Source organism: Spirabiliibacterium pneumoniae (genome assembly GCF_014884995.1).
GTDB lineage: Bacteria > Pseudomonadota > Gammaproteobacteria > Enterobacterales > Pasteurellaceae > Spirabiliibacterium > Spirabiliibacterium pneumoniae.
Genome location: NZ_JABMII010000005.1, coordinates 107,444 through 122,266, shown reverse-complemented (window position 1 = coordinate 122,266; position 14,823 = coordinate 107,444). Strand labels below are relative to the sequence as shown.

Annotated in this window: 10 protein-coding genes and 1 tRNA gene; 8 read left to right on the top strand and 3 right to left on the bottom strand. The window is 47.3% G+C overall.

The genetic code is table 11. The annotated features are described in order from the left end of the window. Positions 1–22: 22 nt before the first annotated feature. A tRNA-Asn gene (locus HPC38_RS04950) sits at positions 23–98 on the bottom strand. Positions 99–561: 463 nt separating this feature from the next. On the opposite strand from HPC38_RS04950, the gene uvrB reads away from it, so the two are divergent. The 7 genes from uvrB to yfbR all read left to right on the top strand — a co-directional run bounded on the left by uvrB (position 562) and on the right by yfbR (position 10,391). After that, complete coding sequence (uvrB, locus tag HPC38_RS04945; RefSeq protein ID WP_208120176.1) at positions 562–2,604, top strand: excinuclease ABC subunit UvrB; 2,043 nt, start codon at positions 562–564, stop codon at positions 2,602–2,604. Positions 2,605–2,631: 27 nt separating this feature from the next. Further along, a complete protein-coding gene (locus HPC38_RS04940) occupies positions 2,632–3,099 on the top strand; it encodes an ASCH domain-containing protein (RefSeq protein WP_208120175.1) in 468 nt (155 codons plus the stop codon). Positions 3,100–3,124: 25 nt separating this feature from the next. After that, positions 3,125–7,030 (top strand): ATP-dependent RNA helicase HrpA, encoded by a 3,906-nt coding sequence (gene hrpA, locus HPC38_RS04935; RefSeq protein WP_208120174.1) that lies wholly within the window; start codon positions 3,125–3,127, stop codon positions 7,028–7,030. Positions 7,031–7,120: 90 nt separating this feature from the next. Continuing rightward, the gene (nrdR, locus tag HPC38_RS04930; protein WP_208120173.1) at positions 7,121–7,585 is read left to right on the top strand and encodes a transcriptional regulator NrdR; all 465 of its coding nucleotides are present in this window, start codon (positions 7,121–7,123) and stop codon (positions 7,583–7,585) included. A 1-nt stretch (position 7,586) separates the two neighbouring features. After that, on the top strand, positions 7,587–8,732 hold the full coding sequence (ribD, locus tag HPC38_RS04925; RefSeq protein ID WP_208120172.1) for a bifunctional diaminohydroxyphosphoribosylaminopyrimidine deaminase/5-amino-6-(5-phosphoribosylamino)uracil reductase RibD: 1,146 nt from the start codon (positions 7,587–7,589) through the stop codon (positions 8,730–8,732). Then, positions 8,726–9,784 (top strand): outer membrane-stress sensor serine endopeptidase DegS, encoded by a 1,059-nt coding sequence (degS, locus tag HPC38_RS04920; RefSeq protein WP_208120171.1) that lies wholly within the window; start codon positions 8,726–8,728, stop codon positions 9,782–9,784. Before ribD ends, degS begins: the two co-directional genes overlap by 7 nt. Beyond that, positions 9,777–10,391: a 5'-deoxynucleotidase gene (gene yfbR / locus HPC38_RS04915; protein ID WP_208120170.1), complete on the top strand. Its 615-nt coding sequence runs from the start codon at positions 9,777–9,779 to the stop codon at positions 10,389–10,391. Before degS ends, yfbR begins: the two co-directional genes overlap by 8 nt. Before the next feature lie 27 nt (positions 10,392–10,418). Here the strand turns inward: yfbR and HPC38_RS04910 are convergent, their stop codons facing one another. Next, a complete protein-coding gene (locus tag HPC38_RS04910) occupies positions 10,419–11,807 on the bottom strand; it encodes an SLC13 family permease (protein WP_208120169.1) in 1,389 nt (462 codons plus the stop codon). A 131-nt stretch (positions 11,808–11,938) separates the two neighbouring features. Further along, a complete protein-coding gene (gene trhP, locus HPC38_RS04905; RefSeq protein ID WP_208120168.1) occupies positions 11,939–13,306 on the bottom strand; it encodes a prephenate-dependent tRNA uridine(34) hydroxylase TrhP in 1,368 nt (455 codons plus the stop codon). A 154-nt stretch (positions 13,307–13,460) separates the two neighbouring features. On the opposite strand from trhP, the gene HPC38_RS04900 reads away from it, so the two are divergent. Beyond that, on the top strand, positions 13,461–14,780 hold the full coding sequence (locus HPC38_RS04900; protein ID WP_208120167.1) for an anti-phage deoxyguanosine triphosphatase: 1,320 nt from the start codon (positions 13,461–13,463) through the stop codon (positions 14,778–14,780). The last annotated feature ends 43 nt before the right edge of the window (positions 14,781–14,823 follow it).

The following is a 14,823-nucleotide window of genomic DNA, read 5'->3' as shown; positions in this document are numbered from 1 at the left end:
AAAGCCAACCAATAGAGAAAAGTGGCTCCTCCTGCTGGACTTGAACCAGCGACATACGGATTAACAGTCCGCCGTTCTACCGACTGAACTAAGGAGGAATAAACTCGTTATCGCTACTGCGATTAAGGGTGCTTATCTTAGTGAGTTCATTTTGTGTTGTCAAGTTGTATTGTATAAAATTTACGCAGATAAAATAGATCAATTTTATATCCACATCTGCTGTGGATAACTTTGTGGACTAGTTTTGGGAGAATGTCATAAATTATAGAAATAACACGGTTTATCTGACTTGCGTGCAAATTTGACTATAAAATAACTTTTAACTAATTATCAATAAGTTAAAAAAAATCTAGTCTTTTTTTGAGAATTTTTTTCAAAAATTTGAAGCTCACCACTTGACAGCTTTTTGTCTGTGTAAAACGCGAAAAAAGACTTTCTTTTTTTAATCGTTTCAGCACCTTTTATACCGCACTTTAGGTAGAGATTTCACCAATAACTGCAATAAGAATTTCTAAAAATTTTATGCTAGAATCATTTTAATTTGTTACAACCGAGAAACCCATGTCTAAATCGCATCAAAAAGCCAAACCATTTAAATTGCATAGCGACTTTGCGCCTTCAGGCGATCAGCCTCAGGCGATCGAAAAGATCATAGAAGGGTTGGAAAATGGGCTGGCACACCAAACGTTGTTGGGGGTAACTGGCTCGGGCAAAACGTTTACCATGGCCAATGTGATTGCCCGTCTTAACCGCCCTGCGATGGTGTTTGCGCCGAATAAAACGCTGGCCGCGCAGCTTTATGCTGAAATGAAAGCCTTTTTTCCTGAAAATGCGGTGGAATATTTTGTGTCCTACTATGATTATTATCAGCCTGAGGCTTATGTTCCTGCGAGTGACACGTTTATCGAGAAAGATGCCTCAGTCAATGATCAAATTGAACAAATGCGCCTTTCTGCCACAAAATCTTTCTTAGAGCGACGTGACACCATCGTGGTGGCATCGGTGTCGGCGATTTATGGCTTGGGCGATCCTGACTCCTATTTAAAAATGATGCTGCATCTACAAATGGGGGAAATCATCAATCAGCGCGATATTTTAACCCGCTTGGCAGAGTTGCAATATACTCGTAACGATCAAGCCTTTCAACGCGGGACATTTCGTGTGCGCGGTGAAGTGATCGACATTTTCCCCGCTGAATCAGAAGACGAAGCGCTGCGAGTGGAGTTGTTTGACGATGAAATTGAGCGCCTGAGCTTATTTGACCCACTCACTGGTCATAATTTTGGCGCCATTCCGCGTTATACGATTTATCCCAAAACGCACTACGTCACACCGCGTGAGCGCATTTTGCAGGCTATTGAGCAAATCAAGCTTGAGCTTGCCGAGCGGCGAGAATATTTACTGAAAGAAAACAAATTGCTAGAAGAGCAGCGTATCACCCAGCGCACCCAGTTTGACATTGAAATGATGAACGAACTCGGCTACTGCTCGGGGATTGAAAACTACTCGCGCTACCTGTCAGGGCGCAATGCGGGCGAACCGCCACCTACACTGTTTGATTACTTGCCCGCGGATGGCTTGCTCTTTATTGATGAATCCCATGTGACCATTCCGCAAATCGGTGGGATGTATCGTGGCGACCGCTCGCGCAAAGAAACGCTGGTGGAATACGGCTTCCGTTTGCCATCGGCGTTGGATAACCGCCCGCTAAAATTTGAAGAATTTGAACGCCTTGCGCCGCAAACGATTTACATTTCCGCCACACCAGGGCCTTATGAATTGGAAAAATCGGGTGGTGAGGTAATTGACCAAGTGGTGCGCCCAACGGGGCTGCTTGATCCTGTGTTAGAGGTGCGTCCTGTGGCTACACAGGTCGATGATTTGCTGTCAGAAATCAAAGTGCGGTCAGATAACAATGAACGCGTGCTGGTGACGACATTGACCAAACGCATGGCGGAAGATCTCACCGATTACCTTGAAGAGCACGGCGTGCGCGTGCGTTACTTGCATTCCGACATTGATACTGTCGAGCGGGTGGAGATTATCCGCGATTTGCGCCTTGGCGAGTTTGATGTGTTGGTGGGCATTAACTTGCTGCGTGAAGGGTTGGACATTCCTGAAGTGTCTCTGGTGGCGATTTTAGACGCCGACAAAGAAGGCTTTTTGCGCTCCGAGCGCTCGCTTATTCAAACCATCGGGCGGGCAGCGCGGAACCTTAACGGCAAGGCTATTTTATATGCTGACACCATCACCAACTCCATGCGCAAAGCCATTGACGAAACCGAACGTCGGCGCGAAAAGCAGATGGCGTTTAATGCCGAACATGGGTTGAAACCACAGGCATTGAATAAAAAAGTCGGCGAGCTGCTCGACATCGGGCAAGGCGGCTCGCGCAAAAGCAAACAAAAAGCGCAAAGTAAACAAAAACTTGCCGACTTGGTGGCGAACAGCATTGATCTGCCGAAAAATGCCAAAGAATTTGAACAACAGATCAAAAAACTTGAACAACAAATGTATCAGCATGCTCAAAACTTGGAGTTTGAACAAGCCGCCGCCGTGCGCGACCAACTCCATCAACTGCGCGAACAGTTTGTTAAAATATAGTGAGTTGATGGTTTATAGGTCAATTTCATGAATAAAATACAGCAAGATTTTTTACATGGTTATCTTAAAACATTAAGTGTTGAAGAACGTTTAGCTATTCCTGAATATTCGGCAGAATACTTTGGCTTAGATGACATTACGGCTAATGAATGTGCAATGTTAGTTAATCAGGGCATTAAAAGGGCAACGTGTAGTTTGAAAATCGCTTATGATATGGCGAATGAGCCTTTACCTAAGGTTGGCAGAATAACAGTTGTTTTGAATTGGCAACAAGAACCTGTATGTATAATCAAGTTAACAGAAATTCATATTTGTTCCTTTGATAATATTACGCCAGAATTTGCAGTCCTAGAAGGTGAGGGAGATGGCAGCTATGAATGGTGGAAAAAAGCGCATATTGGCTTTTTTAGTCAATATGCAAGCCGTATTGGAACTACATTTTCTAAACGGTCTGAAATCGTTTTAGAATACTTTGAAAAAGTCTATCCAATATAATCAAAATTATTAGATAACATAATTTATGAACAAAAAAATAAAACCGCGTATGCCACTTTCACCTATACAAAAAACATTGCTCTCACAGCTTGATGAGGTGATGTTTGTTGATAAGCAGCGTTTAAAGCGCCGTGTGATGGGCATGGCGAAGGTGGCGCAAGAAGGGCAAAGTGCGGTCGCGGCGGAAATTGCGCGGGATATTGAGCGCGCGCAGTTGCGCCTAGCGCAGCGGCAAACAGCACTTTCAATTGAGTACCCTGATTTGCCAGTGAGCGAGCGGCGTGAGGAGATTTTAAACACTATCCGCGATAACCAAGTGGTGATTATCGCGGGTGAAACTGGCTCGGGCAAAACCACGCAGTTGCCGAAAATGTGCCTTGAACTTGGCCTGGGCACTAAGGGGATGATCGGCCATACCCAGCCGCGACGGATTGCCGCGCGCTCGGTGGCAACGCGAATTGCTGAGGAGCTACACTCGCCACTGGGTGAGTTGGTGGGCTTTAAAGTGCGGTTTAGCGATCATGTCAGTGAAAACTCACGCATCAAGCTGATGACAGATGGGATTTTGCTCGCTGAAATTCAACAAGATCGATTTTTGAATGCGTATGACACACTGATCATTGATGAGGCGCACGAGCGCAGCTTAAATAATGATTTTATTTTGGGTTATCTCAAGCAATTGCTGCCAAAACGCCCTGATCTCAAAGTGATTATCACCTCTGCCACCATTGATGTGGAGCGCTTTTCTAAGCATTTCAATCATGCCCCGATCATTGAAGTTTCAGGCCGCACCTATCCTGTGGAAGTGCGTTATCGCCCCTTGCTGGACAATGACGACGGCGATCAAATTCAAGGCATTTTAGACGCGGTGGATGAGCTAAGGCGTGAAGGGCGTGGCGATATTTTGGTATTTTTAAGCGGCGAGCGCGAAATTCGTGATACTGCCGATGCGCTCACCAAACATCAGCTCAAAAATACCGACATTTTGCCTCTTTATGCACGCCTTTCCGCGCAAGAGCAAAACAAAATTTTCCACCCAACGTCCACGAGCCGCATTGTGTTGGCGACCAACGTGGCGGAAACTTCGCTCACGGTGCCTGGCATTAAATATGTGATTGATACAGGGCTTGCGCGCATTTCTCGTTATAGCTATCGCACTAAGGTGCAGCGTTTGCCGATTGAGGCGATTTCACAAGCCAGCGCCAACCAGCGCAAAGGCCGCTGCGGGCGGGTGAGTGAGGGCATCTGTATCCGCCTTTATTCTGAAGAAGATTTTAATGCGCGCCCTGAGTTTACTGACCCTGAAATTTTGCGCACTAATTTGGCATCGGTCATTTTGCAGATGACCGCACTTGGGCTGGATGATATTGAGCGTTTTCCGTTTGTAGACGCCCCCGACAGGCGTTATATCCAAGATGGGATCAAGTTGTTAGAAGAGTTACGGGCGTTCAAAACGATCAAAACGCGCATGGGTGAAAAGCGCGTGCTGACTGACGATGGCAAACGCTTGGCTGGATTGCCTGTTGATCCGCGCCTTGGCAAAATGGTGCTAAGTGCGGTCAAGTTTGCCAGCCTACGGGAGGTGATGATCATCGTCTCCGCTCTGTCCATTCAAGATGTGCGCGAACGCCCGCAAGATAAACAACAAGCCAGTGATGAAAAACATCGTCGCTTTTTAGATGAGCGTTCGGATTTTATTGCGTATCTCAATTTGTGGGATTATTTGCAAGCCCAGCAAAAGGCATTGAGTGCCAACCAATTTCGTAAGCTGTGCCGCGCGGAGTTTTTAAACTATTTGCGCATTCGCGAGTGGCAGGATATTTATCACCAGCTGCGCTTAAGCGTGCGGGAAATGGGGCTGCACATCAACAGTGTGGCCGCTGATTATGCCGCCATTCATCAAGCGCTGCTCACGGGGCTTTTGTCCCATATTGGTATGAAAGAGGCGGAAAAGCAGCAATATCTCGGTGCGCGCAATACGCATTTTGCGATATTCCCCAACTCGACATTGTTTAAGAAAAATCCGAAATGGGTGATGGTGGCGGAGCTTGTAGAAACCAGCAAGCTCTGGGGGCGCACTGTGGCCAAAATTGAGCCTGAATGGATTGAGCCGCTCGCACCGCACTTAGTGAAATCCAGCTTCAGTGAGCCACACTGGGAGAAAAACAAAGGCGCGGTTATTGCGCAAGAAAAGGTAGTTCTTTATGGTCTGCCGATTGTCGTCAGCCGCCCTGTGAATTATGGCCGTATTGATCCTGTTGAAAGCCGTGAGATCTTTATTCAGTCCGCATTAGTGGAAGGTAACTGGCTCACGAAACACAAGTTTTTTGCCCAGAATTTAAAACTGATCCGTGAGATTGAAGATCTCGAGCACAAATCCCGTCGGCGGGATATTTTGGTCGACGAGCGAGAGCTATTTGCGTTTTATGATCAGCGCATCGGGCAAGAAGTGGTGTCGCAAAAGCATTTTGATCGCTGGTGGCAAAGCGTATCAAAAACACAGCCTGAGCTGCTTAATTTTGAAAAATCCTTTTTAACCCGTGATGATGCGCAAACGGTCAGTCAGCTTGATTTTCCGAATTTTTGGTATCAAGGCGACATTAAACTTAAACTCAGCTATCAATTTGAACCCGGCAGTGACGCCGACGGCGTGACGGTGCACATTCCGCTGGCATTGCTCAACCAAATTGATGTGCGAGGCTTTGATTGGCAAATTCCAGGGCTTCGGCGTGAATTAGTGGTGGCGTTAATCAAAGGGCTACCAAAATCACTGCGTCGTAATTTTGTCCCCGCGCCAAATTATGCTGAGGCCTTTCTTGCGCGTGTTGAACCGATAAGTCAGCCGCTGATTGAAAGCCTGAGTCAAGCGTTGCGACGCATGACAGGTGTTTTGGTTGAGAGTGATGAATGGCATGTTGAGCAACTGCCCGCACATTTGCGAATGACGTTTCGCATTGTGGACGATAAAGGGCGTAAAATTGATGAGAGCACGGATTTAGACGCACTGAAATTTGCCTTGAAAGACAAAGTGCAGGCTACGCTTTCTGAGGTGGCAGATGATGGTATTGAGCAAAGTGGCATTCATATTTGGAATTTCGACACGCTACCGCACTTTTATGAACAGAAAAAACGCGGCTACAGCGTCAAGGCTTACCCTGCGCTGGTGGACGAACGCGATGCGGTGGGGATTAAACTGTTTGAAACCGAGTTTGAGCAACAGCGCGCTATGCAGGCAGGCTTGCGTCGCTTATTATTGCTCAATGTGCCATCGCCTATTAAATATTTACACGAAAAACTACCCAATAAAGCAAAACTCGGCCTGTATTTCACGCCATTTGGGCACGTGTTAGCGTTGATTGACGATTGTATCGCCGCAGCAGTGGATAAATTGATTGCTGATTTTGGTGGCGTGGTGTGGCAGGAATTGGAATTTGAGCGATTGCGTGATTATGTGCGTGAGCACCTCAACGAGACGACGGTAGCGATTGCTGAACAGGTCGAGCAAATTTTAAACCTTAATTTCCAACTCAGTAAGCGGCTGAAAGGTAAACTGGATTTCACCATGGCGTTCGCTCTGTCGGATATTAAAACACAGCTTGCAGGGCTGATCTACCCGCACTTTGTGCAGCAAACTGGTGTGGAGCGTTTGAAGGATTTACTACGCTATTTAAAAGCGGTCGAAAAACGCCTTGATAAATTGACGGTGGATGTTAATCGCGATCGCGCCAATATGCTGCGAGTGGAAAAGGTGGCACAAGCCTATCAGCAGCTGCTGGCAAAATTGCCGAAATCTAAGCCTGTGAGCGATGAAGTGGCGGAAATTCGCTATATGATTGAAGAGCTGCGCGTGAGCTTGTTTGCTCAGCAATTAGGCACGCCGTATCCCATTTCCGATAAACGCGTGCTCAACGCCATTCACGCCCAAAGCTAACCGCTTTGAGATTGACCGCACTTACTATTTTTCTCCTTAAAAGTGCGGTCAATCTGTGGTATGTTGAACGTAAAATTATCAGGAGAGCCTATGCACTGTCCATTTTGTTCTGCAATTGATACCAAAGTCATTGACTCACGCCTTGTTTCTGATGGCTATCAAGTGCGCCGTCGGCGGGAATGCTTGCAATGCCGTGAGCGCTTTACCACCTTTGAATCGGCGGAGTTGATTATTCCCAAAGTGATTAAAAATAACGGTAATCGCGAGCCTTTCGATGAAGATAAATTACGCGCGGGCCTGTCCCGTGCGCTGGAAAAACGCCCTGTAAGCGAAGAAGATGTACAAAAAGCGGTCAATCACATTATCCATGAACTGCAAGCTACCGGCGAGCGTGAAGTGCCCAGCCAATTTGTGGGCACGCTGGTGATGAATGAGCTGAAAAAACTTGATAAAGTGGCCTATATTCGCTTTGCTTCAGTGTATTTGAGTTTTGATGATATTCAACAATTTGGCGATGAAATTGCCAAGCTAACAGAAGAAAGTGACAAGGATTAATATGACAGCGGCAGAATTTGATCGCAAAGCGATGCAGCGCGCTATTGATCTTGCGTGGCTGGGGCAATTTACCACCAGCCCAAACCCGATGGTGGGCTGCGTGATTGTCAAAAATGGCGAGATTATCGGCGAAGGCTACCACCAAAAAGCAGGCGAGGCGCATGCTGAAGTGGTGGCGTTGCAAGATTGCGCGCGGCGCTGTATCAATCCGCGTGGAGCCACGATTTATGTCACCCTTGAGCCTTGCGCGCACACTGGGCGCACGCCGCCGTGTGTTGATCGCATTTTGGCTGCGAATGTGGCGCGCGTGGTTATTGCGCTTGAAGATCCAAATCCAAAAGTGGCTGGCAAAAGTATTCAACGTTTGCGTGATGCGGGCATTCAAGTGGATGTCGGGCTGCTTGCGGAGCAAGCGGAGGTGCAAAATAAAGGTTTTCTCAAACGCATGCGCACAGGGCGGCCTTATGTGCAACTGAAAATGGCAATGACCATTGACGGCAAAACTGCCACTGCCAGTGGTGAGAGCAAATGGATCACCAATGCCCAATCGCGTCAAGACGTGCAAACCCATCGTGCGAGCGCGTGTGCCATTTTGTCGGCGAGTGGCACAGTGCTGGTGGATAATCCAAGTTTGACGGTGCGCTGGGCTGAGCTGCCCAATGCAACGCAGGCGCGTTACGCTGAAGGGATGTTGCGCCAGCCCATTCGGATTATTATGGATTCTAAACACCGCATTCGTCCAAATTTGCAACTCTTTGACGCACAAAGTGCGGTTTGGTTGGTGGGATCGGATAGCCTAGAGCGAGATCTGAGTGCTTTCCCCGCATTTTGCAGCGCGTTACAACTGCCTTCAAATAAGCCACAGTTGCTAGAACTTATGCGAGTGCTCGGTGAAAAAGAGATTAATTTATTGTGGGTTGAAGCGGGCGCTAATTTGGCAGGCTCGCTAATTTCCGCAGGCGTTGTGGACGAATTGATCGTTTATATCGCGCCGAAATTATTGGGCGATCAAGCTCAAGGCTTGTGTCATTTGCCTGATGTGCATACCCTTGCAGGCGCACCGCACTTTACATTATGCAGTAGTGAAATATTTGGGGACGACATTAAGTTGACTTACCGCGCGAAAAGTGAGGATACACCATGCTAAAAAAAATCATACAAGCGGTGGTGGTTGGGCTGTGTGCGGCGGCGATTGTGCTGCTGGCATTGCCGTTAATTGAAAAACGTGATAGCGCCTTTTGGCATAAAAGTGGCGAGATTGTCAGTTATTCTGATGCCGTGCGTATCGCGGCTCCCGCGGTGGTGAACGTGTATAACCAATCGCTACAAAACCGCACTTTAGATCAAGATCAAGGCGATCAACTGCGGGTTAATAACCTCGGATCAGGGGTAATTATGCGCAAAAATGGCTATATTCTTACTAACCGTCATGTGATCGAAAATGCCGATCAAATTGTCGTGGCGTTGCAAAACGGGCAAATTTTTGAAGCCCATTTAATCGGCTCGGATTCCCTGACGGATTTGGCGGTGTTAAAAATTGAGGCGGATAATCTGCCCACTATTCCGCAAAACGATAAACGTCAGCCGCATGTGGGCGATGTAGCGCTTGCCATTGGCAATCCTTATAATCTAGGGCAAAGCGTGAGCCAAGGGATTATCAGTGCACTTGGTCGCAGCGCATTGGGTGAAATTGGGCGGCAGAATTTTATCCAAACCGATGCGTCGATTAACCGCGGCAATTCAGGGGGGGCGCTGATCAACACCGCAGGCGAACTGGTTGGAATCAACACCTTAACACTGGGCAAAGATCAAAACGAAATTGCTGAAGGCTTGAGCTTTGCTATTCCTGTGAGCATTGCGGATACGATTTTGGATAAAATCATCAAAGATGGGCGTGTCATTCGCGGCTTTTTTGGGGTGGAGAGCCAGATTTTTTATAATAACGATGAGCAACTCGGGTTGAACAAACAAGGGGTGCTGGTTACGGCCGTTACGCCCAACGGCCCTGCGGCGCGTGCGGGCATTTTACCAGGGGATTTGATCACGCTTTTTGACCACCAAAAAGTCAATTCTCCAACACAGCTGATGCAAAAAATTGCAGAAATGAAACCCGACAGCCAAGTGAATGTACAAATTGAGCGCTTAGGCAAGGTGATTGATGTGCCTGTAACGATTGCGGAGTACCCAAGAAGTGAATAGTGAAAAAACAAAGTGCGGTCCACCTGTTAGTCATTTTTTTGCCTGCCTTGACCGTTTAAAGTTGATTCAACGTTGGTCGTTAATGCGCAAAATTGAGAATGAAAATCTAGCAGAGCATAGCTTACAAGTTGCACTGGTGGCGCATGCGCTGGCGGTCATTAAAAATCGCTTTTTCAATGGCGACGTGAATCCCGAAAAAATTGCCCTTGTCGCACTTTATCACGATACGAGTGAAATTTTTACGGGCGATTTGCCAACGCCTGTGAAGTATTTCAACCCAGAAATCACCAGTGCCTATAAAGAAATTGAAGTGCAGGCTGAGCGGCATTTGCTTTCGTTGCTGCCTGCGGAACTGCAGGCGGATTTTATGCCAATTTTATGCAGTGAGCATATTGATGCGCAAACGCATCATTTGGTTAAGCAAGCTGATGTGATTTGCGCGTTTATTAAAGCCAAAGCGGAGCTTGCGCATGGCAACCAAGAGTTCAAACCTGCCCTAGTGCGCTTAGAGAGGCTTTTGGCCCAATGGCAAAGCGAAGAAATGGCCTATTTTCTTGATGTCTTTGTTCCGAGCTTTGGCAAAGCGATAGATGAATTCGCCCTGTGATCAAAGTGCGGTTAACCGCACTTTGTATTATAGCCAGAAGTAGTAGGCCAAAAGCCCTATCACCAGCACACAGAATACATTAAGTACAATCCCCACTTTAGCCATATCGGATTGCTTGATATAGCCCGTCGAATAGACAATAGCGTTAGGTGGTGTGGCTATTGGGAGCATAAAGGCACAGCTGGCACCACAGGCGATAATGGCCGCAAGCGCAATGGGCGGCGCATTCAGGCTGTCAGCCACGGAAATAAAAATAGGCATCAGCAGCGCGGCGCTGGCGGTGTTGGAGGTAAACTCCGTTAAAAAGATAATAAAACAGGTCAGCACGATGGTGATCATCAGCCAATGTTTATTACCGATAAACTGCACGATGCTGTCGGCCAAAATATGGCTAGCGCCTGAGCTTTTCAGCACTACACTTAACGTCAGCCCGCCGCCGAAGAGCAGCAGCACCCCCCATTCCACATGCTTTTGCACTTCACTCCAGCGGGCAACCCCACTGGCGGTGAGCGCAACAACCGCACTTAATGCGATGATGCTATCGAAACTTTGAATTTTTTCGCTGAGGTTGAGCACTTGCGTCAGCACGGGGTTGAGTAGTGAGCTGAACACAAGGATAAGTGCGGTGATGCCAAAGATGATCAAGGTCAGCCATTTTTGCCGATCCAAAACCACTTTTTCCATATTAAAGGAAAAATGGATTTTAAAATTAGGGCGCAGAATAAGCCACAGGGCGATGATCATCGACGGCATCAATAGCATCATCACTGGAAAACCGTATTTCAGCCACTCGGCAAATGTGATGTCTAACTGTGAGGCGAGAATGGCATTCGGCGCACTGCCAATTAATGTTCCGATGCCACCGATGCTGGAACTAAATGCCATACCGAGCAGAATAAAAATATACAAAGAGCGGTTTTGTTTGTAGTCAATATCGCGCAGTAAGCCAAGCGTGAGTGGCAGCATCATGGCTGCAACGGCGGTATTGTTGATCCACATAGATAAAAAGGCGGTAACGGTGAATAGATAAACCACCGTGAGAGCTAAATTGCCGCCAGCAAGGCGGATAATATAGTGCGCGATCAACTTATCCAATTCTTGTAAACGTAGTACCGCCGCCAGCACAAAGCCACCGAAGAACATAAAAATAATCGGCGTGGCAAAAGGCGCCAGCGCGGCTTTGGTGTTGATAAGCCCAAGTAAAATGGCCATGACAGGCACCATTAACGAGGTGACAGTAATATTAAACGCCTCGGTGAGCCATAAAATGCCGATAAAACACAGTAATGCCAGCCCGCGGTTTTCTGTCGGGGAGAACGGCAATATATTGATTAAAATAAATAACAGCACGACATCAAGCAAAAAGATAATGCCGCTGCGATAAGGTTTCAGTTGTTGCCAAAGAGATGTTGTCATAACAGCGTCCTGAGTGTGATATTGACTATTTTTAACATATTTGCAACAAGATGGGAAAGCCCTTTTCTCAGATGTGTGAGCTAGGTTACATTTTATTTTGAAGTAAAAGTGCGGTCAAACCGCACTTTGTATTATTTATTATGCGGATTGCGGGTGTTCGTATTCACCAAATTACGCATCAATAAAGCATAATTGAGATCCAAATCCGCTGGCACCGCTAAAAAGACAAAATGCCCGTCACCAAGAGCCGCGTCAACGCATTCACCTTTGCGGTTAAACATCTTTTCGATCTTAAATACGATATTTCCCTGTGGCGTCATCATTTCGACTTCATCACCGAGCAAAAACTTGTTTTTCACAGCCACTTCAGCGAGATTGTCTTTCCGCACGCCAGTAAATTCGCCCACAAACTGTTGCTTGTCGGAAATGGAATAGCCGTAATCATAATTTTGATATTCATCATGGGTGTGGCGGCGCAAAAAGCCTTCCGTATAGCCACGATGTGCAAGGGATTCAAGCGTGGACATCAAACTTTCATCAAACGGCTTGCCAGCTGCGGCATCATCAATTGCCTTGCGGTAAACTTGGGCTGTGCGCGCGCAGTAATAAAAAGATTTGGTGCGCCCTTCAATTTTCAGCGAGTGTACACCAAGTGCGGTCAGGCGCTCCACGTGCTGCACGGCGCGCAGGTCTTTGGAGTTCATGATGTAAGTGCCGTGCTCATCTTCAAATGCGGTCATTTCTTCATCAGGTCGTTGGGCTTCAGTGAGCAAAAACACTTTGTCAGTGCTCGGGCCTTCGCCTAACGTTGGCGTAATATTTTTTACGTCAATCCGCTCACTCGCGTCCACAATTTCACCTAATTCATTTTCCTGTCCTTCTTTAACGTTATATTCCCAGCGGCAGGCGTTGGTGCAGGTACCTTGGTTAGGGTCACGCTTATTGATATAACCTGAGAGCAAACAGCGCCCTGAATAGGCCATGCAAAGTGCGCCATGAACAAACACTTCTAGCTCCATTTCAGGCACTTGCGTGCGAATTTCGGCGATTTCATCAAGGGAAAGTTCGCGCGATAAAATCACACGCGTTAGCCCCATTTGTTGCCAAAATTTCACGCTTGCCCAGTTCACCGCATTGGCTTGCACAGAAAGATGAATCGGCATATCTGGGAAATGCTCACGCACTAGCATAATCAGGCCTGGGTCGGACATAATCAAGGCATCAGGCTGCATTTCCACCACAGGGGTTAAGTCACGAATAAAGGTTTTTAACTTTGAATTGTGCGGGGCGATATTTACCACCACATAAAATTTCTTGCCCAGCGCGTGGGCTTCGTCAATCCCGATTTTGAGATTGGCATGGTTGAATTCATTATTGCGTACGCGCAAACTATAACGCGGTTGCCCCGCATAAACGGCATCTGCGCCGTAAGCAAACGCATAGCGCATATTTTTCAGCGAGCCTGCAGGAGAAAGCAGCTCGGGTTTGTGTGTGGTCATAAATTGTCTCTTCTGATGTCAGGTCAGGCTATACCAAAGTGCGGTATAGGGGCGGCAATTTTAGTCTTTTGCGCTTGGCCTTGCAAGTAATCTGATTGAATTTGAGCCAATTCGGGTTATAATTTCAATTTATTTCAGCGAGATAAGGCGAGCTATGCAACGGGAATGGGCAGCAAGAATTCAAGCAGACAACGCGCGCGATAATGACTATCGCTCGCCATTTCAGCGAGACCGCGGGCGGCTTTTGCACTCTGCGGCATTTCGTTGTTTGCAAGCCAAAACACAAATTCACGCGGTGGGTGAAAATGACTTTTATCGCACACGCTTGACGCATTCGTTAGAAGTAGCTCAAATTGGCAGCAGCTTGCGCATGCAGCTTAAGCAAGGCGACGTGCTCGCGCAACTGGGTGATGTCGAGTTAGCTACACAAGCTAAAGCGGCCTTGCCTGCAATCTCACTGGTGGAATCGTTGTGTTTTGCCCACGACATTGGCCATCCGCCATTTGGGCATGGTGGCGAGGTTGCGCTTAATTATATGATGTGGCAACACGGCGGTTTTGAAGGCAATGCACAGACATTTCGCATTCTCACTAAACTTGAGCCTTACACACAACACGCGGGTATGAACCTCACTCGCCGTACGCTGCTTGGTGTGGTGAAATATCCCGCCATATTAGATGAAACCTCACCACAATACGCCCAGCTGCCCGCCCAAAATGCGCGCGACCCACGTTATATCAATATGCGCCAATGGCGGCCAGGCAAAGGGATTTTTCGTGATGATCAAGCGATTTTTGATTGGGTGCTCAGCCCGCTGGGAGAAGAAGAACGGCAAGAATTTTGTCGCACACAGCCACGTACGAGTACCGATCAACATGTGAAAACTTATTACAAATCCCTAGATTGCTCAATTATGGAGCTGGCAGACGACATCGCCTATGCCGTGCACGATCTTGAAGATGCTATTGTGGTCGGGATGGTTAACCTCCAACATTGGCAACAGGCACTCGCGCAGCTTAAACAGTGCCATTCTCAGTGGATACGAGTGCATATTGACAGTTTAACGGAAAATCTTTTTTCCACACGGCACTTTGAGCGCAAAAATGCGATTGGGGCGCTAGTCAATTTTTTCATCACTGCTGTGCGTTGGAAAGTGCAACCCCCTTTTCAAACCGCACTTTTACGCTTCAACGCCGAACTGCCTGACGAGGTAATCGAAGTGTTGCAAATTTTCAAAATTTTCGTGCGCGATTACGTCATTCGTCATGTCAACACACAACGCATTGAATACAAAGGGCAGCGCATTCTAACTGAACTGTTTCAAATATTTGCCGCCGATCCTGAACGCCTGCTGCCAACTAACACCGCCAATCGCTGGTGCACAGCACAAGACAGCGACAAACAGCGCGTTATCTGCGACTACATCGCTGGCATGTCAGACTCCTACGCACTGAAAGTCTACCAACAACTCTAAGCGCAAATGCAAGCCAAAAAAAAGCCCTTCAGCAGAAGGGCAA